Genomic DNA, 18,755 nt, shown 5'->3' with positions numbered 1-18,755 from the left:
GGCGTCAGTCCAGCCGGAAGAACACGGCCTTCAGGTAGCCGCTTTCGGCCAGCTGCGGCAGCTGCGGGTGGTCGGGGCCGGCGTAGCCGGTGTGGATCAGCGCGCCGCGGCGGCCCGCCTTGCCGATGCCGCGGGCCGAGGCATTGCGGAATTTCGCAAGATCCGCCGCATGCGAACAGGAGCAGAGGCCGAGATAGCCGCCGGGTTTCACCAGCGGCGCGGCCAGTTTGGCGACGCGTTCATAGGCGCGCAGGCCGGCCTCCAGCGCCTGTTTCGAGGGGGCGAAGGCGGGCGGGTCGCAAATCACCACATCGAAGCTTTCACCCTCCTCACCCAGCGCGGCCAGCACGTCGAAGGCATCGCCCTGACGGGCTGTGAACTTGTCCTTGAACCCGGCAGCCTCGGCGCCTTGGGCGGCCAGTTCCAGCGCGGCGGCGGAACCGTCAACGCAGGTGGCCTGCCCGGCCCCGCCCGCCAGCATCGCAAGGCCAAAGCCGCCGACGTGAGAGAACACGTCCAGCACCCTGGCGCCGGGTGCGGTCAGCCGCGCGGCAAAGGCGTGGTTTTCGCGCTGATCGAAAAACAGGCCGGTTTTCTGGCCGCCTGTGAGGTCTGCCATATAGGTGGCGCCGTTCATCACAACCGGCACCGGTGCGCAGGGGGCCTCGCCCAGCAGGGTCTGGTTCATATCGTCCAGCCCTTCCAGGCCGCGGGTGCGGCCGGAAGCGTTCTTCAGGATCACCTCTGCGCCGGTCACCTCAGCGAGAGCCGCCGTGAGCATGTCCAGGTGCACTTCCGCCCAGGCCGCGTTGGGCTGCACCACGCAGGCCGCGCCGAACCGGTCGATCACCACGCCCGGCAGGCCGTCGGATTCGGCATGCACCAGCCGGTAGAAAGGCGCATCGTACAGCCGTTCTCGCATCTCCAGCGCACGGGACAGACGCGCTGCGAACCAGGCCTGATCGATCACCGCGTCCGGGTCGCGGTCGAGCATCCGGGCGATGATCTTGCTGTCCGGATTGACCGAGACCAGCCCCAGCGGGCGCTGCGCCTCATCCTCCAGCACCGCCAGGGTGCCGGGCGCCAGCTTGCGGGTGCGCCGGTCGGTCACCAGTTCGTTGGCATAGACCCAGGGAAACCCGTGCCGGATGGCGCGGGCGTTCGACTTGGGCTTCATTTTCACGCGGGGGCGCTGGAGCGCATCTGGGGAGGCTGTCATGGCTTCCTCTTATCCGTTAGCCCGGAACAGGAAAAGGGGCCGCGTGGCCCCTCTCCTCAGAACTTTCGCGCTTGCAGCCGCCTTTACTGCAGCGCCTGCAGCAGGCCTAGGCGGGGGTTCTTGTAGCTGCCGGGCTTGGTCAGCTCCTGACGGATCACACTGGCGAGATGGCCGGTGATGCGCACTTTCTGGGTCTGGCCGCGCGCCATGGCTTCCAGAGCGCGGGCGCCGCCAAAGGCCTTGAGATCGGCCTCGATCACCTTTTCAGGCCGCAGAAGCGCGCCGGTGACGGGATCGGTCAGCCGCATCTTGAAGGTGATGGCGTGAATGCCGCCGGTGGTATAGCGCGCCTTTTGCGTCAGTGCGTGGAAACGCTGCACCTCGACGCTGAGATGCGCCCCGATCTGCCCGTCCAGCCCGGCGCTGCCCTGCTCCATCGCAGCCTGCACGATTGCCTGCACCTGGGCATAGCGGTCGCCATGGGGGTCCTCGCGCCAGACGATGTCTCCCTTGGGCAGGTAGCTGTTGGATTCCGAGACCTTGAGGCTGCGCGGCACGGTGACGGCGACACGGCTGATCCGCAATGCAGGCAGCGGGTCCGTCTGCGGCAGCGCTTCATAGCCGTCAGGCACGCGGATGGCGGCGTCTGGCACCGGCTCGAATGGCAGGTTGCGGGACGGCACGTCCACCGTTGCGCAAGCGGAAACCGTCAGCCCCAGGGCAACAAGAGCAATTCTGCGGAAAAACTTCATAGGTCAGATCCTCGCCGTTGGTCAGCACCGCCGGGTGAGGGTCCGAAGGGCGCTGTCCATGGCAAGGTGCCGGTCAATGCAGGCAGAAATGGGACATTTTGCGTCCAATTTAGCGAAAAATTAACGAATGTTGACGCTCCGTTTACTGTCTGCGGCGGCAGGGCCGGCACCCGGTGCGCGTCCAGCAGCCGCCACCGGTTCGGCATCGGCCGGACCTGTGTTATGCTCAGGGCCGGGGGCAATCATGACAGACTCCGCGACACTTCTTCTCGGCACGACAAAGGGCGCCTTTGTGCTGTCTTCGAACGGCAGGAGCTGGTCCGTCTCCGGGCCGCACTGTGACGGATGGTGCATCAATCATGTCATCGGCGACGCCGGCAGCGGCATGCTGTGGGCGGGCGGCGGAGGCGACTGGCCCGGTGCGGGGGTCTGGCGCTCCGCCGATGGTGAGACCTGGGAGCTCAGCAAGCTGTCGAACGGCCAAATTGATGAATGGGCGGCGTCGGATCCGGAAACCGCGGCCTTCTTCAACTGGGAACCCGTTGAGGTCCCTTTCGGGGATCTCACATCCGTGTGGTCGCTGCACTATGCGCATGGCGTTCTGTATGCCGGCGCCAAACCGGCTGCGCTTCTGTCCAGCAGCGACGCCGGCAGGACATGGAATAGAAATGCCGCGCTCGACGGCCATCCGTCGCGCGAAAGCTGGAACCCCGGCGCGGCCGGGCTGGTTCTGCACACGCTGCTGAGCGATCCCGAGAATGCGGACAAGCTGTGGCTGGGAATATCCGCCGCGGGGGTCTTTGCCACGGAGGACGGCGGGAAAAGCTGGGAGCGGCGCAACCGTCTGTCCAATGACACGGTCTGCACCGAGCACCATCACCCTGCCGCGCCGCGGAACGGCGAAACCGGCCATTGCGTTCACAACATGCAGCGCGGCCCCGGTGATCTGCTCTACCAGCAGAACCACCATGGCACCTACCGCAGCAGCGATGGCGGCCGCACCTGGAGTGACATTACTGCCGGGCTGCCCTCCACCTTCGGCTTCCCGATCGCGGTGCATCCTGACGACCCGGATACGGTCTGGGTGCTGCCGCTGAACGGCGACGCCGACGGGCGGTTTCCGCCGGATGCGTCAGCGGCGGTCTGGAAGTCGGCCGATGGCGGCAGAACCTGGCAGGCCATGCGGGACGGGCTGCCGCAGGGGGCATGTTTCTTCACCGTGCTGCGCCAGGCCATGGCCACCGATGCCTCGGCAGGGGTCTATTTCGGAACCAATACGGGCTCTGTCTTCGCGAGCTTCGACGAAGGCCAAAGCTGGTGCGAGATCGCCCGGCACCTGCCGACGATCCTGTCCGTGGAAACTCTGAACCGCTGAAACAAGCGCCGGCGGCGGCTGGCCGACGGCGCCCGGCGGTGCTCTGCTTGCCTGTGGCGTCTCAGCGGTCGCGCGAGCGCCAGCCGCCGCGGCGGCGGGGCTTTTCCGCGCCTGTCAGACCGTCGCGCAGCACCGCAGTCATCGGATGCTCCGGCTGGCCGTTGCCGTAGAGCTCCAGCAGCGCCTGAATGTCGGTGCGGCTGTCGCGGGCGGCGTCCATGCCCAGCGCCCAGTCGAAGAAAATGCTGCGGCACTGGGCATCGGTGATGCCCTCGATCCGGTAGGCTTCGTAGATCAGACCGCGCGGGTCGTGTTCAGTGCTGCCCTTTTTCATCCGCCGCTTCCCTTTCCACGGTTTCGTTTATCAGCGCTGCGCAGCGGCCGTAGCGGTCCAGCAGCTCCTGCTCCAGCGTTTCCAGCCGGGCATAGCCGGTGGTGCGGCAGAGAAACTGCGCCCCGCCTTCCCCGATGGTGCCGGCCTCAATGGCCTTTCCGGAGAGCAGCCGCGCTGCGCATTGCACCGACCAGAATAACCGGTAAGCGGCAGAGAGGTATTCTGCATCCGCGTCATTCAGCCACCCTGCAGCGACAGCGCCCGCAAGGCCCGAGGCCACATCGCGGGCGGCGGAACCGGAGGTCAGCGCGCCGGCCTGCGACAGCAGTTCAATGTCCATCATCCGGCCGCCACCATTCTTGGCGTCAAAGACGCCCGCGGGCGCTTTGGCAGCCGCCAGCCGCTCGCGCATCTGCGCCACCTCGCGCAGGACCTTGCCCCGCTCGCGCGGCTCCGACAGGAAGCCTGCGCGGAACGCCTCAATCTCCGCCATCAGGCCTTCATCGCCTGCGATGGTGCGGGCGCGGGTGAGGGCCAGGTGCTCCCAGACCCAGGCCTCGTTCTGCTGGTAGAGCGTGAAGCCCGCCAGGCTGACCGCAACAGGGCCCTGCGTGCCGGAGGGCCGCAGGCGCATGTCGACCTCATAGAGACGGCCCTGTGCCATCGGCGCCGACAGCGCGGTGACAAAGGCCTGGGTCAGGCGCGCGAAATAGGGGCGCGTGGCCAGCGGGCGCTTGCCGTCGGACATTTCCACCCCCTCGGGGTCGTAGATCACGATCACGTCGAGGTCGGACTGCGAGTTGATCTGCCCTGCCCCCATCGAGCCCATCGCCAGGACCGCCGCGCCGCGTCCCGGCGGCGGCCCGTGTTTCGCGGAGAAATGCGCCACCACTTCCGGCACGATTTCTGCAATCACCACTTCCGCCAGTTCCGCATACTGGGCGCCGGCCTGATGGCCGTCGATTAGCCCGCGCAGGTGATGCACGCCGATGCGGAAGTGCCATTCCTTGCACCAGCGGCGGGTGGCGTCGAGCCGGGATTCATAATCCTGTTCCTGTTCCAGCCGCGCTTTCAATTCTGCCCGCAGCCGGTCCGTTCCCGGCCAGGGGTCAAAGAAAGAGCCGCCGATCACCGCATCAAAGACGCTTGAGTTCCGCGACAGGAAACTGGCCAGTTCGCGCGAGGTGCCGGCGATGTCGATCAGCAGGTCGACCAGCTGGGGGTTCGCGCCGAACAAGGAGAAAAGCTGAACACCGGCGGGCAGACCGGCCAGGAACCCATCCAGCGCCAGCAGGGTTTCCGCCGGTTTGGCGGTCTTGGCAACGCGGGACAAAAGCTCAGGCTTCAGCCCTTCGAAGATGCGGGCGCCGCGCGACGAGCGCAGCGCCGGATAGGTCGGCCAGCGGGCAATTATGGCGCCATCCAGTTCGGCGGTTTCCTCCGGCAATGGCGCCGGAGCCGGAGCGGCACCGGGAGAGAAGAAGCCCTCGGTCAGTTCGTGAACCTCCTCCAGGCGGGCCCTGATTTCGGACTGCAGCTCGCCCGGGCCGCGGTCCATCAGGCAGGCAATACGGGCGATGCCGTCTTCGGATTTCGGCATCCTATGGGTCTGGGCGTCATGCACCATCTGGATACGGTGCTCCACCTCGCGGTGGGCGCGGTAGTGCGCGCTGAGCGTTTCGGCCACCTCCGGTGGCACCCAGCCCTTGCCGGCCAGCGCCGCCAGCCCCTCGACAGTGCCACGCAGGCGCAGGCTCTCGTCGCGCCCGCCCGCGATCAGCTGGCGGGTCTGGGTGAAGAACTCAATCTCGCGGATGCCGCCGCGGCCCAGCTTCATATCGTGGCCCGGCACCTGCAGGGCGCCGCCGGTGCCCTTGTTCTCGCGGATGCGCAGGCGGATGTCATGGGCGTCCTGGATCGCGGCGAAGTCCAGATGCCGCCGCCAGACGAAAGGGCGCAGCGTGTTCAGGAACCGCTCCCCCGCGCCGATGTCGCCGGCGCAGGGGCACGCCTTGATATAGGCCGCGCGCTCCCAGGTGCGGCCCAGGCTTTCGTAATACCGCTCCGCCGCTTCCATCGCCAGGCAGACGGGGGTCACCGCCGGGTCCGGGCGCAGCCGCAGGTCGGTGCGGAACACATAGCCGTCGCCGGTCCGGTCGCTGAGCGCTGCGCACATGTTCTTGGTCGCGCGCACCATGCCCTGGCGCGCCTCGTAGAAGTCATCCGGGTCAAAGCGGGTTTCGTCGAACAGGCAGATGAGGTCGATGTCGGAGCTGTAGTTCAGCTCATGCGCGCCCATCTTGCCCATCGCCAGGATGGTGAGTCCGCCCGCAGTCTCCGCGTCATCCTCGGTCAGGCCCGGCAGCTTTTTTCGGCGGATCAGACTGGCGATTTCCGCCTTGATGGCCACATCGGCGCACAGCGCCCCGAAATCGGTCAGCGCCCCGGTCACCTGCTCCAGGCTCCAGCCGCCCGAGAGGTCGCAGAGCGCGGTCAGCAGCGCCAGCCTCCGCTTGGCCTGCCGCAATCCGGGCTTCAGCTGTGCTGCCTCCAGGCGGCGGCACTCCGCGAAAACCTGCTGCAGTGCCGCGTCAGGATCGTGCAGCGCCTCCGGCAGCCAGTCCGCCTCGCGTGCGGTGAGTTCCTTCAGGTAGGGGCTGGAGCCGCAGGCGCCCGCCACCAGTGCCGCCTGATCGCCGGACAGCCCCGGCACCTGGGCGCGCGCCTCGGCGCCCAGGTCCGGGTCATAAGGGCGGGGAATGCGGGTGATCGTCAGGCCGGATGTCATGAGCTGAGACTGTGCCGGGGGCCGGGGCGCGTCAATGGCCGAATTGCCGCGCCGCCGCACAAGCTTACGCTGGGTCAGGAATACCCGAATAGGTAAAGATCGACTTTCAAGGTAATGTTAACGTCACGGTTATGCTCCCGTTACGGAGCTGTTTCGGCGTAAAGAGTGATTTGTTTAAGGGACGCTCGGATCTGTCTTTGTTTCGGACAGGTCCCGGCAGCGGAGGCGCCTCCGTTGCAACCGCCCCTCCCGGCATCGCAACCGGAGCATAACCGCGCCTCTCCCTCGACATCCCCTTTCCCCGGTGCAAGTGCGCCTTCCAGTGGGTCCTTGGTTCCGCAAGGCCTGCGGGTCCGCGGCGCGCCGGCGGAAAATGTGAAAAAGATTTACATGGGGTCTTGAAAGCATCCGGACCGCTTCCGATATGCAGTCATGTGAAAAGGATTTACATTCACCCGCAACCTGGAGGACCCCGATGACGAGTTTTACCCCGACCGCCCCTGCCGCCCCGGTACAGGGCTGGTTTTCCCGCAGCGAAGCCTGGCTGGACAGCAAGGGCAAGGGCGCCTGGATCGCCGCCATGGTGCTGGGCTTTGTGTTCTTCTGGCCGGTTGGCCTGGCCCTTCTCTTCTACATGATCTGGAGCAAACGCATGTTCAGCAAATCCTCCTGCCGCCACCGCAAGTCCTGGGCCCGCCATGGCTACTCGGCGATGAAACCCTCGGGCAACAGCGCCTTTGACGCCTACAAGGCCGACACCCTGCACCGCCTGGAGCAGGAGCAGCATGACTTCGAGGCCTTCCTGCAGCGCCTGCGCGAGGCTAAGGACAAGGCCGAATTCGACGAATTCATGAATGAGCGCGCCCGCGCCGCCGCCAGCGAAGACCCGGAGGACGGCGGCGAAGACCAGGGCGAACCCAAGCGCCACTGATCCCAGCCCTCTCCGGCCGCCCCGCCCTCCAGGCGGGGCTTCCCCCGCACCCTATCAGCAAAGGACCCTTTGATGACCGCCCTGCCCGATCCCGACTACCAGGCAGAATTCTATGCGTCTGTTCCCGCCAAGCGCCTGATCGCCTGGATTATCGACAGCATCCTGATCTTTGCCCTCAGCGCCGGCGCCGTGGTGCTGACCGCCTTCACCGGACTTTTGATCTGGCCGCTGCTGTATCTGGCGGTGGGCTTTGCCTACCGGACCGTGACCATCGCCAACGGCTCCGCCACCTGGGGCATGCGTTTTGCGGGTATCGAACTGCGCGACGGCGAAGGCCGCCGGATGGACAGCGGCATGGCAGCCCTGCACACCGCCGGTTATACGCTGTCGCTGGCGCTGCCGGTTCTGCAGGTGATCTCGGTCATCCTGATGCTGACCTCGTCGCGCGGCCAGGGCCTGACGGACCACTTCCTGGGCACGGTGATGCTGAACCGGCGGGTTTGAACCAATCCGGCAAGACAGCGTTAAACCATTTTCCACAAGACCGCTTGGCGCACCGGAACCGCGTTGCTATCATCCAAGGGACCGCAGGCGATCTGTTCCGCCTGTTCCGCGAAACTGCTGACGGGTTCCGATGCGCCATACTCTTCCCATTGCTCCGCAGTTCTATGTGACTGCGCCGCAGCCCTGCCCCTATCTGGAGGGCCGGATGGAGCGCAAGCTGTTCACCGCGCTGCAGGGCGACGGGGTCGATCAGCTGAACAACAGCCTCAGCCAGCAGGGGTTCCGCCGGTCGCAGAATGTGCTCTACCGGCCGTCCTGCTCGGAATGTTCGGCCTGCCTGTCGGCGCGGATCGACGTGGCGGCCTTCAGCCCCAGCCGCAGCCAGAAACGCACGCTCAAACGCAACGCGCATCTGGAGCGTCGGGCCACCTCGCCCTGGGCGACCGAGGACCAGTTTGCCCTGTTCCGCAGCTACTTGGACAGCAGGCATGCCGACGGCGGCATGGCCGACATGGATGTGTTCGAATACGCTGCGATGATCGAGGAAACCCCGGTGCGCAGCCGGGTGGTGGAATATGCGGCGCCGGGCAGCAGCAACCTGACCGCTGTGTCTCTGACCGATGTGCTGGAGGACGGCTTGAGCATGGTCTACTCCTTCTACGCCCCGGACCGGCCGCAGGACTCGCTCGGAACCTTCATGATCCTCGACCATATCAAGATCGCGCAGGAGGCCGGGCTGCCTTACGTCTATCTCGGCTACTGGGTGCCCGGCAGCCAGAAGATGGGCTACAAGGCCAAATTCTCGGGTCTGGAAATCTATCACCAGAGCGAATGGAAGAAGATGACCGACCCGGCGCAGTTCGAGACCGCCAGCCACCCTCTGTCGACCGACCCGATTGCCGAACAGGTCGCTAACATCCAGCTGCCCGAGCATCCGATCCACAAGAAGCGCTGATGCAGTACATCCACGCCGTGTCGCTGGTGGTGCCGGAGTATGACGCCGCCATCGCATTTTACTGCGGCCAGCTGGGCTGGCAGCTGGCAGAGGATGTGGACCAGGGCCGCAAGCGCTGGGTTCGGATCCTGCCGCCCGGGGCGCAGCAGGGCAGCCTGATCCTGGCCCGCGCCGAAGGGGCGGCGCAGGAGGCTGTGATCGGCAATCAGTTCGGCGGCCGCGTCGGCCTGTTCCTCGCCACTGACGATTTCGCCCGCGATCATGCCGCGATGCTGGCCAAGGGAGTGATCTTCGAGGAAGAGCCGCGGCATGAGCCCTATGGCACCGTCGCCGTGTGGCGCGATCCTTTCGGCAACCGCTGGGACCTGATCCAGTTCGCCTGAGGCCCGCGCCGCCCCCTTTTCATCTTTCCGAAAATACTCCGAGGTGAATGCGCGCGCCGCGCGCAGAGGGGCAGCGCCCCTCCTTCATCCCTGCCTGCGGGGCAGAACCCCTGCCCGGTTCAGATATGGAAAGGGGCCCGCTTGGGGCCCCTCTTCGTTTCTTGTCCTGCCGCCCGGATCAGTTCGGGATCAGCGCCGGCACGATGGTGACAATCGACGGGAATGCCCAGAGGATGCCGATACCCACCACCTGGATCAGCACGAAGGGCACGATCCCGCGGTAAATATGGGCCGTCGTGACCTCCTTCGGCGCCACCCCGCGCAGGTAGAACAGCGCGAATCCGAACGGCGGTGTCAGGAACGAGGTCTGCAGGTTCACCGCCACCATGATGGTCACCCATTTCGGATCGAACGATCCGCCATAGATCACCGGGCCCACGATCGGGATCACGATGTAGATGATCTCCAGGAAGTCCAGCACGAAGCCCAGGAAGAACAGCACCAGCATCACGATCAGGAAGACCGTCATCTCGTTGTCGAAGCTCTTCAGGAACTGCTGGATGTAGTGCTCGCCGCCGAAGGAGATCACCACCAGGTTCAGCAGCTGCGAGCCGATCAGGATGGTGAAGACCATCGAGGTCACCTTGGCGGTTTCCCGCACCACCGGGGTCAGCACGCCGGAGCGGAACAGGACCCAGCAGCCATAGAGCAGACCGAACAGAGCATAGAGATACATCGCATAGGCCACGCCGAAGGCGATGATGGTCTCCGCCGTCAGCCCGCCCTGGTTAATGCGCAGGTCGAAGTTCATGCCGATCAGGATGCAGAGCATGACGGCAAAGGTGGACCAGATGATGATCCTGCCCGATTTACCCTCGTCCTGCAGCTTGCGGTAGGCCGCCAGCATGATGGCACCGCCCGCGCCGAGCGCCGCAGCCGGCGTGGGGTTGGTGATGCCGCCGAGGATCGAACCCAGCACCGCAACAATCAGCACCAGCGGCGGGAACACCACCCGGATCAGGTCGTTTCCGGCACAGCGCGCGGCAGCCTCGCGGCAGCCGTAAAGCGCCAGCAGCAGCGGCAGCGCGATCCACAGCACCGTGATCCCGGCAGAGGTGGTCGGCGCAATCGCCGCCAGATCCACCAGTGCGATCAGCAGGATGCCGATGGCGCCCAGGATCAGCGGCTTGGGATCGCGCGAGGGCGCGACGCCGCGGCCAAAGGTCAGCACCAGCCCGAGCAGGACCATGATCACGGTAATGCCGGTGCCGATGGGTGCAGCAGCAGCGATCTTGGCCTCCCGGGCAGCGACGATTTCCTCGTCGCTCAGCCGCTTGGCCAGGGCCACGCCCCCCGCCGCGTTGATGGCCTTCTGCTCTTCCACTGCGGCATCCCAGGCGTCCTGCCCGTGCAAGTCGATCATTGCCGCCTTGCAGTCCGCGCCGACATTGGTGCGCAGCGATGCGGTTTCACCGGCGTCCGAGAAGGTGGAGACGGTGATGTTCTGGCTGCCGATCACGTTGAAGCTGGAGAGCAGGACCGCGCCGCCGATCAGCGCCGCAGGCACGCCCAGGAACCAGATCAGCCCTTCGTTGCGGGTGATCACCTCGCCGGTGCCGCCTTCCAGCGTCACGGCGGGCGCCTTGTGCGGGTTCAGCAGCGCATAGCCGAAGGCATAGGTGGCATAGAGGATCGCCAGCAGGATGCCCGGCAGCAGTGCCGCCTGGAACAGGGTGCCGACCGAGACCACCGCAGGTTCGCCCAGATAGGTAAGCGCATCGGAGCAGCCTGCCTCCATCGCGCGGGTTTCCTGCGCAGTGGAATAAAGGTCGCCTGCCAGGGTGCCCAGAAGAACGATCACGATCGACGGCGGGATGATCTGCCCCAGCGTGCCGGAGGCGGCGATCACGCCGGTCGCCAGCTCCGGCGAGTAGTTGTTGCGCAGCATGGTGGGCAGGGCCAAGAGGCCCATGGTCACCACGGTGGCGCCGACGATGCCGGTGGAGGCCGCCAGGAAGGCGCCCACGACCACGATCGACACCGCCAGGCCGCCCGGCAGCGGCCCGAAGACGCGTGCCATGGTGGTCAGCAGGTCGTTGGCGATCTTGGAGCGCTCCAGGGTGATGCCCATCAGCACGAACATCAGCACCGCCAGAAGGGTTTCAATCGACGCGCCCGCCAGCACCCGCTCGTTCATCCGGTTGACGATGAAGGAAATGTTGCGGTCCAGCGCGGTTTCCCATCCGAGCGGGAACACGGCTTCGGCCACCCTTGGCAGATCCGGATAGCGGAAGGTGGATATCTTGTCGGGCCTGACGCCCGAGCCCACCAGGTCCCGGTAGGCCTGCGACGAGGTGTCGATGGCCTGGTGGATCAGGATGCCGGCGCTATCCAGCGCGGCGATGATCCCGAAGGAGATGATCCCGGCGCCGCCGATGGCAAAGGCCACCGGAAAGCCGGAGAGAATGCCCCCGAAGAGGCAGAAAAATACGATGAGCAGGCCGATTTCGACGCCATCAAGTCCAAATAGCATGTTTCCGACGTCCCTTTAGTGCGTGCCTTCGTAGGCTTCTTCACCCTCTCCAAGACTGTCCTTGTCGAGGTATTTGTTTTCGCTGCCGGGGCCTTCGACGAACTCGAGGTACGAGCGGTAGAAGAAGGCGATGGCGTGCAGGAACACGAGACCTGCAAAGGCGATCAGGAGGATCTTGAACAGGAAGTAGGCGTTGAACCCGTTGGGGCTGAAGCCGATCGTTTCCACGTTCCAGCGCAGGGCGCGGGATTTCATCACCAGCCGGTCGAGCGTGTCCGAGGCCGACGGTTTCGGCACGATCAGGTGGCGCCACAGGAAGAACCAGCCGTACATCCATGTCAGCACCGCGGCGGGCATCATGAACAGTAGCGAGCCGAGCATGTCGACCACCCGCTTGGCGCGGAAGCTGATGCCGGAATAGATCAAGTCCACCCGCACATGGCCGCCCTGCACGAAGGTGTAGGTCACGCAAAGGCAGACCACCAGGGCATTGTAGAACTTCAGTTCCTCGGCAAACCAGCTGATGTCCTGGCTGAACGGAATGCCGAACCCGAAGCTGATGTCGGGCCGGGCAAACACCCGCTGCATGAAGACGATGATGATCTGCTGCAGAACCATCAGCAGGCCCGCCCAGGCAAAGAAGCGGCCGGTGATGTTGGCCAGCCCCTCCAGCCCGCGGACCATGCCCCACATGAAACCGCGGAAGTAGATGCCGATGGCGGTCAGCACCAGGAAGGCGGTGAAGACGACAAAGAAGAACTCGACCGAGCCGCCGTAGTAGACGAAGCGCATGATCGAGGCCTTGTCGGACCAGTCAAGCCAGAGCTGCGGATGGGTGACGGCATAGCCGAAATTATAAAAGGCGCCGGCGATGTTCTGGACAAGCCAGAGCAATCCGCCCGCTATGGCGCCGAAGAAGGTGAGGCCACTCTCTTCCTGCATGTTTCCCCCGGGGGTCTTTGCTGCGGCGGGTCCGGCGCACGGCCCTATGGCCGGCCGTTGCCCGCGTCACGCAACTGGAAAGGGATCCCCCGCACAGCGGCGGGGGATCCGGTTGATGCCGGTCAGGCGGTTCAGCCCAGGACGCGGTCGCGCTGAGTGCGGTAGGCGCCTTCGGACTTGGTGATCCAGCCGGAGGAGGCTTTCATAGATGCTTCGACGCTGCCGCGGATTTTTGCGAACAGCTCGTCGCCCATGAACTCGTCCAGGGTTTCCTTGGTGGCCTGGCCGAAGGCGTCCCAGACGCTGTCCGGGAATTCCAGGGTCTTCACGCCGCCGGACTGCAGGCGCTGCAGCGCTGCACCGTTGTTGTTCATGAACTGCGCCAGGCTCCACTGGTGGCCGGCAGCCGATGCCATCTCGATGATCTTCTGGTGCGCAGGCGACAGGCTCTCGAACACTTCGCGGTTGGTGGCAACCGACAGTGCCGCACCCGGCTCGTGGAAGCCCGCGGTGTAGTAGGTCTTGGTGATTTCCTGGAAACCGGCCTTCTCGTCGGCCCAGGGGCCGATCCATTCGGTGCCGTCGATCGCGCCGGAGGACAGCGCCTGATACACTTCGGAGCCCGGGATGTTCTGAACGGAGGCGCCCAGTTTGCCCAGCGCCTTGCCGCCCAGGCCCGGCATCCGGAACTTGAGGCCATTGAAGTCCTCGGGGCCTTTGATTTCCTTGTTGAACCAGCCGCCGGACTGCGGGCCGGTGTTGCCGCCGATGAAGGACTTGAGGCCGAAAATCTGGCCCAGTTCGTCATGCAGCGCCTGGCCTTCGCCGTGGTAGTACCAGTTGGTGATTTCCTGCGGGGTCATGCCGAACGGCACGGCGGTGAAATAGGCGTAGCCCGGATGCTGGCTGACGAAGTAGTAGTCGGCGGCGTGGTACATGTCAGCCTGGCCTGCGGTCACGGCGTCGAACACTTCGAACGCGCCGACCAGTTCGCCTGCGGCTTTCAGGTCGATGGTCAGCGAGCCATCGGACATGGAGGTAATGGCGTCGGCAACGAACTGCGCGGAATCATGCACGCCCGCCAGGCCGCGGCCCCAGGTGGTCACCATGGTCAGGGTGCGGTTGCCCTGGGCATAAGCCGGTGCAGCCAGAGTGCCGGCTGCTGCGGCGGAGCCGCCCAGTGCGGACGTTTTCAAGAAAGAACGGCGATCCATAAATTATTCCTCCCATTATCATTCGGATTGCCCGGAAGGTCTCCCGGGCGGATCGGTTCGAGTGCGGTCAGCCTAGCGGCAGCGGATTTTATGTGAATACCTACTACTGCGTAGAACGGGACGTTTTTGCCGGGTTTGACAGCAAATGTTGCGCATTTTTGACTTGAACATAAAAACTGAAACACCCGCCCAAGGTGCAAACCATCCTGCCCCCTTTGATTCTTCTGGGCGGCCGGGCAATGATTCGGTACACGAATCTTACCAATTCCGACGGAGTGCCAATGCGCCTGTTCCGCTCCCTGCTGCGCCCTGACTACGCGCAAAAGCTGTCGCTTCTGATGACCCTGCCGCTGATCGTGGCGGGCACCGCGATTGCGCTGGTGGTGGGTTATCAGTCCCGCGCCCTGGCGGAGCGCGAGATCCAAGCGCTGGAACTCCAGCTGCTGGAGGCCAAAAAAGCGGAACTGCGCAATTACGTCACCCAGGCGCGCAACGGGTTTGCCCACATCTACGGCCTGGCAGCGCCCGATGATGCGCAGGCCAAGGAGCAGGTGACCCAGATTCTCAGCGCGATGATCTACGGCAAGGACGGGTTCTTTTTCGTCTACGACTACGACGGCACCAATCTGGTGAGCCCGCGGCAGACCGAATACATCAACCGCAACTGGGCGGGCCTCACCGACAGTGCCGGCGTGCCGGTGGTGGATGAGTTCATCCGCCTCGCCCGCGACGGGGCCGGCTGGCACAGCTTCACCTGGCAGAAACCCTCGACCGGCGAAGAAGCGCAGATGATCGCCTATGTGCTGGGCCTGCAGGACTGGCAATGGGCGATCGGCACCGGCGTTTTCATCGACGATGTGCTGGCGACCGTGGCGGCCTCGCGCGCCGAAGTGGAGGCGCGGGTGCAGCGCACCTTCCTGTACATCGGCGGCATCACCCTGATTTCGCTGGCGCTGGTTTTTGCCTCCGGCATGTTCCTGAACATCCGCGAACGGCGGCTGGCGGATGCCAAGCTGAAGGAGCTGACCCAGCGGGTGTTCGACGCACAGGAGGAAGAGCGCGGCCGGGTGGCGCGGGAGCTGCATGACGGAATCAGCCAGTTGCTGGTGGGTGTCCGCTATGCTCTGGACAACGCCCGCCGCCGCCTGGCGCGCGGCGACGGAGAGGGTGCGGCAGCACCGCTGGAGAAGGGCACCGAAAACCTGCTGACCGCGATCACCGAGGTGCGCCGGATCAGCCGCGACCTGCGCCCTGGCGTGCTGGACGACCTGGGCCTGGGACCGGCGCTGAAGGCGCTGACCGACGATTTCGCCGTCCGCACCGGAATTGACACCGAGTTTTCCACCGTGGTGTTCCGCAACCGGCTGGATCAGGATTCCAAGATCGCGCTCTACCGCATCGCCCAGGAAGCACTGACCAACATCGAGCGCCACGCGGAAGCCACCAAGGTCAGCATCGACCTGCGCGGCCACACCCGCGGCGCCACCATGCGGATCTCCGACAACGGCCGCGGCCTGCCGCCGCGCGATGCCCGCAGCGGGCCGGGGATCGGCCTGCGTAACATGCAGGAGCGGATCGAGCAGCTTGACGGAACCTTGCGCATTCTGTCATCACGGGGCACCCAAAGCGGCACCGTGATCGAGGCAAGCCTGCCTCTGAGCCACCTGCTGCCGCCGGGCGAGGAAGGGACACCGGTGCAATTGCCGTGACCGGGGGAGGATGCGGCGGCCTGCGCGGCCTATTGAATGAACGACAACTGCCGTTGGGGGGATGATGGCGGATCCGGTGAAAGTACTGATCGTGGATGACCACCCTATGGTGGCCGAAGGCATCCAATCGATCCTTGAAAGCTATGATGACATCGAGGTCGTCGGCTCCCTGACTGACGGGCGCGACGCGGTGGAGCGGATGGCGGCGCTGCGGCCGGATGTGGTGCTGATGGACCTCAACATGCCCAAGCTCGGCGGCCTCAGCGCCACCGAGATCATTCTCGAAGAACACCCCGGCACGCGCATCCTGATCCTGTCGATGCATGACAGTGCCGAATATATCTCCACCGCGCTCAGCCATGGCGCCATGGGCTATGTTCTGAAAGACGTGCCGACGGAGGAAATCAAGCAGGCCATTGACGCGGTGATGAAGGGCAAGACCTACCTCTGCACCGGTGCCGCCGGATCGCTCAAGCCCAAGGCTGGCGACACCCGCGAGGCGCTCACCGGGCGGGAGCAGACGATCCTGCTGGAGCTGGCACAAGGCAAATCCAACAAGGAAGTCGCGCAAACGCTTGATATCTCGGTTAGGACTGTCGAGACCCACCGCAAGAACATCAAACGCAAGCTGGGCATTTCCTCCACTGCCGGCCTCACCCGCTATGCGCTTGAGCATGGCGTGCTTCAGGGCACCGGCGCCGGGTTCTGACACCTCCTTCAGAATTGTCTTTGCGATCCTTGGCCCCTGCCCTAGCCTTCGGGCCGAGGAGCTGCGCCATGACCATCGACAAACCGCCGATCCCGCCGGAAACCCAGGCCAAATGGCAGCGGGTGGTGGATCTGGTGGCGGAACTGACCGATGTTCCGGCAGCGCTGATCATGGCGACGGTGGATCTGGATCATCGCGTCAAAGTCTCCAATACCGCGGAAAACAATCCCTATTACCCCGGCCGCAAATACCGGCTGAACGAAAAGCTCTATTGCTTCGGCGTCTTTGAAAACGACGGCGAACTGGTGGTCGAGGACGCGCAATGCGACCCGCGCTGGCAGAACAATGAGGACATGGAGCACGCCATGTCCTTTTACATCGGCTATCCGATCAAATGGCCGGACGGTGAAGTCTATGGCACCATCTGCGTTCTCGACACGCGGCGCAACAACCGCGCCCTGATGTTCCGCAAAGGGCTGCAGGAGTTCTGCCGGGTGGTCGAAGGCGACCTGGCGCTGCTGCTGGAAGTGGCCCAGCGCAAACAGGCCCAGGCAGAGCTGCGCGAGACCGTGCGCGCCCGCGAAGACACCATCAGGCGCCGCACCAAGGCGCTGGAGGAAGCCAATACCGCGCTGCGGGTGCTGATCGACAATGTGGAGGCCTCCCGCCACGAAAGCGAGCAGCAGATCGTGCAGCAGATCAAGGGAATGGTGCTGCCCTACGTGGCCAAGCTGCGGCATCTGGATGCCGGCCGCGAACTGCAGAGCGCCTATCTGATGATGATCGAGGACAATCTGAAGAACATCACCTCGGCGCTCTCGTCCAAGCTGGCGCAGACGCTGGAACGGCTGACGCCTGCGGAAACCGAGATCATGCAGCTGATCATGATGGGCCGCACCACCAAGGAGATCGCCGCCACCCTGGGGCGCGGGACCAGCACCATCGATTTTCACCGCAACAACATCCGCCAGAAACTGGGGCTGAGCCGGCGCGAAAACCTGCGCCAGCACCTGATTGCGCTGAGTTCGGCGGAGTAGCCGCTATTTCAGGCTGTTCAGCAGCGCCTGCGACGGATCGCCGGTTGCGGCCAGGCCGCGGCTGGACTGGTAATCGCTGATGGCGGCACGACTTTTCGGTCCCAGCACCCCGTCGGCGCCGCCGGTGTCAAAGCCGCGCGCAGTCAGGCGCTTCTGCAGCAGGATGCGGTCGTCCTTGGTCAGCCCGTATTTGTCCGGCGGGAAGCTGGCGCGCAGCGGGCCGCCGCCGGCGATGCGGTCGGCCAGGTGGCCCACACCGATCGCGTAGGAGTCGGAGTTGTTGTAGCGCTTGATCGCATTGAAGTTGCTGGTGACAGTGAATACCGGTCCGCCCTGCTGCGGCTGCAGGCTGCGCCCCGGCGGGGTGCCGGTCGCCCCGGCCTCGCCGCCCCACTTCAGGCCGCGGGTCCAGCCGTTTCTTTGCAGGTAAGCCGCGGTGGAGGCCAGCGCGTCGGTCGGATCCTCGGACCAAATATCTCGGCGCCCGTCGCCGGTGAAATCCACCGCAAAGGCCTGGTAGGAGGTCGGGATGAACTGGGTATGCCCCATTGCTCCCGCCCAGCTCCCGGTCATCCGGTCGGGCGTGATGTCGCCGTTCTGAAGGATCTTCAGAGCCGCCAGCAGCTGCTTTTCGAAGAACGCCCCGCGCCGCCCGTCATAGGCCAGCGTTGAAGTGGCAGAGATCACCGGCACATTGCCGCGGCGCTCGCCAAAAAAGCTCTCCAGCCCCCAGATCGCGCAAATGATTTCCGCATCGACGCCATAGCTGCGCTCAAGAGTGCGCAGGGTGGACTGGTGGCGGGCAAAGGCGGCACGCCCCTTGCTCAGACGCTCTTCCGAGACGGCGATGGAGAGGTAATCCTCCAGCGAGCGCTTGAATTCGGTCTGGTTGCGGTCGCGGGTGACGACGCCGGGCAGATACCCCGCCCCGCGGAAGACCGCACGCAGGGTGGACGCCGAAATGCCCTGCGCCTCGGCCCGGCTGCGGAACGAAGCAACCCAGGCGTCATACCCTGCATTGGGCACGGGCTGCAGGTCCGCAGGCAAGCCGGAGGCGCCGCTGGGGCCGCTGCCCGCGGGCACTGTGCCGCTGCAGGCGGCAAGCCCCAGGGCTGCCAGGCCAAATCCGAAGTGACGCCGTGTGATGCTCATGCTCTCTGCCTCTTCCATCAGGTGTTTTGCTGCCCGGTTTCAGCCGGATCCTTTGCCGGACAGGCTGCCAGAATCCATCCTTGCCGCCAAGACCCGGAATTCCGCCGCAGCAAATCCCCGCCGCCCGCCTTCGCGCTCTGATTATGGGGACTGCCCCCATAATCCCCCCATAATCTTCCGGGGCACCCCTTGGAGCATTACGCGCCTAGCCTGTTTGC

Annotated in this window: 16 protein-coding genes; 8 read left to right on the top strand and 8 right to left on the bottom strand. The window is 65.0% G+C overall.

Annotated elements, in window-relative coordinates; all coding sequences use genetic code 11:
• Positions 1-4: 4 nt before the first annotated feature.
• Entirely contained in the window at positions 5-1,219 is a 1,215-nt protein-coding gene (locus tag KUV26_RS00935) for an RSP_2647 family RNA methyltransferase (RefSeq protein WP_222507030.1), read from the bottom strand.
• 83 nt (positions 1,220-1,302) lie between these two features.
• Positions 1,303-1,971, bottom strand: coding sequence for a DUF6778 family protein (locus KUV26_RS00930; protein WP_222502275.1), 669 nt, complete (start codon positions 1,969-1,971; stop codon positions 1,303-1,305).
• 244 nt (positions 1,972-2,215) lie between these two features.
• Between KUV26_RS00930 and KUV26_RS00925 the strand changes: the two genes are divergently transcribed.
• On the top strand, positions 2,216-3,346 hold the full coding sequence (locus tag KUV26_RS00925; protein ID WP_222507029.1) for a WD40/YVTN/BNR-like repeat-containing protein: 1,131 nt from the start codon (positions 2,216-2,218) through the stop codon (positions 3,344-3,346).
• 61 nt (positions 3,347-3,407) lie between these two features.
• Here KUV26_RS00925 and KUV26_RS00920 read toward each other — a convergent pair whose 3' ends face one another.
• Together KUV26_RS00920 and KUV26_RS00915 are read right to left on the bottom strand one after the other, a co-directional pair.
• Positions 3,408-3,680, bottom strand: coding sequence for a hypothetical protein (locus KUV26_RS00920; protein WP_222502273.1), 273 nt, complete (start codon positions 3,678-3,680; stop codon positions 3,408-3,410).
• Entirely contained in the window at positions 3,661-6,468 is a 2,808-nt protein-coding gene (locus KUV26_RS00915) for a glutamine-synthetase adenylyltransferase (RefSeq protein ID WP_222507028.1), read from the bottom strand. The genes KUV26_RS00920 and KUV26_RS00915 overlap by 20 nt, the downstream gene beginning before the upstream one ends.
• A gap of 475 nt (positions 6,469-6,943) precedes the next feature.
• On the opposite strand from KUV26_RS00915, the gene KUV26_RS00910 reads away from it, so the two are divergent.
• From KUV26_RS00910 to KUV26_RS00895, 4 genes are all read left to right on the top strand, one after another.
• Entirely contained in the window at positions 6,944-7,399 is a 456-nt protein-coding gene (locus KUV26_RS00910) for a DUF2852 domain-containing protein (protein WP_222502271.1), read from the top strand.
• Between the two features lie 72 nt (positions 7,400-7,471).
• Complete coding sequence (locus KUV26_RS00905; protein WP_222507027.1) at positions 7,472-7,903, top strand: RDD family protein; 432 nt, start codon at positions 7,472-7,474, stop codon at positions 7,901-7,903.
• 130 nt (positions 7,904-8,033) lie between these two features.
• Positions 8,034-8,858, top strand: coding sequence for an arginyltransferase (locus KUV26_RS00900; protein ID WP_222507026.1), 825 nt, complete (start codon positions 8,034-8,036; stop codon positions 8,856-8,858).
• Positions 8,858-9,241: a VOC family protein gene (locus KUV26_RS00895; protein ID WP_222507025.1), complete on the top strand. Its 384-nt coding sequence runs from the start codon at positions 8,858-8,860 to the stop codon at positions 9,239-9,241. The genes KUV26_RS00900 and KUV26_RS00895 overlap by 1 nt, the downstream gene beginning before the upstream one ends.
• A 178-nt stretch (positions 9,242-9,419) precedes the next feature.
• Here KUV26_RS00895 and KUV26_RS00890 read toward each other — a convergent pair whose 3' ends face one another.
• The 3 genes from KUV26_RS00890 to KUV26_RS00880 form a co-directional block, all read right to left on the bottom strand.
• Positions 9,420-11,774, bottom strand: coding sequence for a TRAP transporter large permease subunit (locus KUV26_RS00890; protein WP_222507024.1), 2,355 nt, complete (start codon positions 11,772-11,774; stop codon positions 9,420-9,422).
• Positions 11,775-11,789: 15 nt separating this feature from the next.
• A complete protein-coding gene (locus tag KUV26_RS00885) occupies positions 11,790-12,716 on the bottom strand; it encodes a TRAP transporter small permease subunit (RefSeq protein WP_222502266.1) in 927 nt (308 codons plus the stop codon).
• Between the two features lie 131 nt (positions 12,717-12,847).
• Entirely contained in the window at positions 12,848-13,930 is a 1,083-nt protein-coding gene (locus KUV26_RS00880; protein ID WP_222502265.1) for a TRAP transporter substrate-binding protein, read from the bottom strand.
• 281 nt (positions 13,931-14,211) lie between these two features.
• Here KUV26_RS00880 and KUV26_RS00875 point away from each other — a divergent pair, with 281 nt between their 5' ends.
• The 3 genes from KUV26_RS00875 to KUV26_RS00865 all read left to right on the top strand — a co-directional run bounded on the left by KUV26_RS00875 (position 14,212) and on the right by KUV26_RS00865 (position 17,385).
• Positions 14,212-15,639: a cache domain-containing protein gene (locus KUV26_RS00875; RefSeq protein WP_222507023.1), complete on the top strand. Its 1,428-nt coding sequence runs from the start codon at positions 14,212-14,214 to the stop codon at positions 15,637-15,639.
• Between the two features lie 64 nt (positions 15,640-15,703).
• A complete protein-coding gene (locus KUV26_RS00870; RefSeq protein ID WP_222507022.1) occupies positions 15,704-16,348 on the top strand; it encodes a response regulator transcription factor in 645 nt (214 codons plus the stop codon).
• Between the two features lie 68 nt (positions 16,349-16,416).
• Positions 16,417-17,385: a LuxR C-terminal-related transcriptional regulator gene (locus tag KUV26_RS00865; protein ID WP_222502262.1), complete on the top strand. Its 969-nt coding sequence runs from the start codon at positions 16,417-16,419 to the stop codon at positions 17,383-17,385.
• Positions 17,386-17,388: 3 nt separating this feature from the next.
• Here KUV26_RS00865 and KUV26_RS00860 read toward each other — a convergent pair whose 3' ends face one another.
• Positions 17,389-18,537: a lytic murein transglycosylase gene (locus KUV26_RS00860; RefSeq protein ID WP_222507021.1), complete on the bottom strand. Its 1,149-nt coding sequence runs from the start codon at positions 18,535-18,537 to the stop codon at positions 17,389-17,391.
• Positions 18,538-18,755: the final 218 nt, after the last annotated feature.

The organism is Leisingera daeponensis (assembly GCF_019801465.1).
GTDB classification, from domain to species: Bacteria; Pseudomonadota; Alphaproteobacteria; order Rhodobacterales; family Rhodobacteraceae; genus Leisingera; species Leisingera daeponensis_A.
Note: the sequence above shows the minus strand (reverse complement) of the source record. Positions and strands in the feature narration are given on the sequence as shown.

What these genes read in the sequence shown, in the direction of transcription:
- KUV26_RS00935 (WP_222507030.1), bottom strand. Translation starts at nt 1,219, where the DNA reads ATGACAGCCTCCCCAGATGCGCTCCAGCGCCCCCGCGTGAAAATGAAG.
- KUV26_RS00930 (WP_222502275.1), bottom strand. Translation starts at nt 1,971, where the DNA reads ATGAAGTTTTTCCGCAGAATTGCTCTTGTTGCCCTGGGGCTGACGGTT.
- KUV26_RS00925 (WP_222507029.1), top strand. Translation starts at nt 2,216, where the DNA reads ATGACAGACTCCGCGACACTTCTTCTCGGCACGACAAAGGGCGCCTTT.
- KUV26_RS00920 (WP_222502273.1), bottom strand. Translation starts at nt 3,680, where the DNA reads ATGAAAAAGGGCAGCACTGAACACGACCCGCGCGGTCTGATCTACGAA.
- KUV26_RS00915 (WP_222507028.1), bottom strand. Translation starts at nt 6,468, where the DNA reads ATGACATCCGGCCTGACGATCACCCGCATTCCCCGCCCTTATGACCCG.
- KUV26_RS00910 (WP_222502271.1), top strand. Translation starts at nt 6,944, where the DNA reads ATGACGAGTTTTACCCCGACCGCCCCTGCCGCCCCGGTACAGGGCTGG.
- KUV26_RS00905 (WP_222507027.1), top strand. Translation starts at nt 7,472, where the DNA reads ATGACCGCCCTGCCCGATCCCGACTACCAGGCAGAATTCTATGCGTCT.
- KUV26_RS00900 (WP_222507026.1), top strand. Translation starts at nt 8,034, where the DNA reads ATGCGCCATACTCTTCCCATTGCTCCGCAGTTCTATGTGACTGCGCCG.
- KUV26_RS00895 (WP_222507025.1), top strand. Translation starts at nt 8,858, where the DNA reads ATGCAGTACATCCACGCCGTGTCGCTGGTGGTGCCGGAGTATGACGCC.
- KUV26_RS00890 (WP_222507024.1), bottom strand. Translation starts at nt 11,774, where the DNA reads ATGCTATTTGGACTTGATGGCGTCGAAATCGGCCTGCTCATCGTATTT.
- KUV26_RS00885 (WP_222502266.1), bottom strand. Translation starts at nt 12,716, where the DNA reads ATGCAGGAAGAGAGTGGCCTCACCTTCTTCGGCGCCATAGCGGGCGGA.
- KUV26_RS00880 (WP_222502265.1), bottom strand. Translation starts at nt 13,930, where the DNA reads ATGGATCGCCGTTCTTTCTTGAAAACGTCCGCACTGGGCGGCTCCGCC.
- KUV26_RS00875 (WP_222507023.1), top strand. Translation starts at nt 14,212, where the DNA reads ATGCGCCTGTTCCGCTCCCTGCTGCGCCCTGACTACGCGCAAAAGCTG.
- KUV26_RS00870 (WP_222507022.1), top strand. Translation starts at nt 15,704, where the DNA reads ATGGCGGATCCGGTGAAAGTACTGATCGTGGATGACCACCCTATGGTG.
- KUV26_RS00865 (WP_222502262.1), top strand. Translation starts at nt 16,417, where the DNA reads ATGACCATCGACAAACCGCCGATCCCGCCGGAAACCCAGGCCAAATGG.
- KUV26_RS00860 (WP_222507021.1), bottom strand. Translation starts at nt 18,537, where the DNA reads ATGAGCATCACACGGCGTCACTTCGGATTTGGCCTGGCAGCCCTGGGG.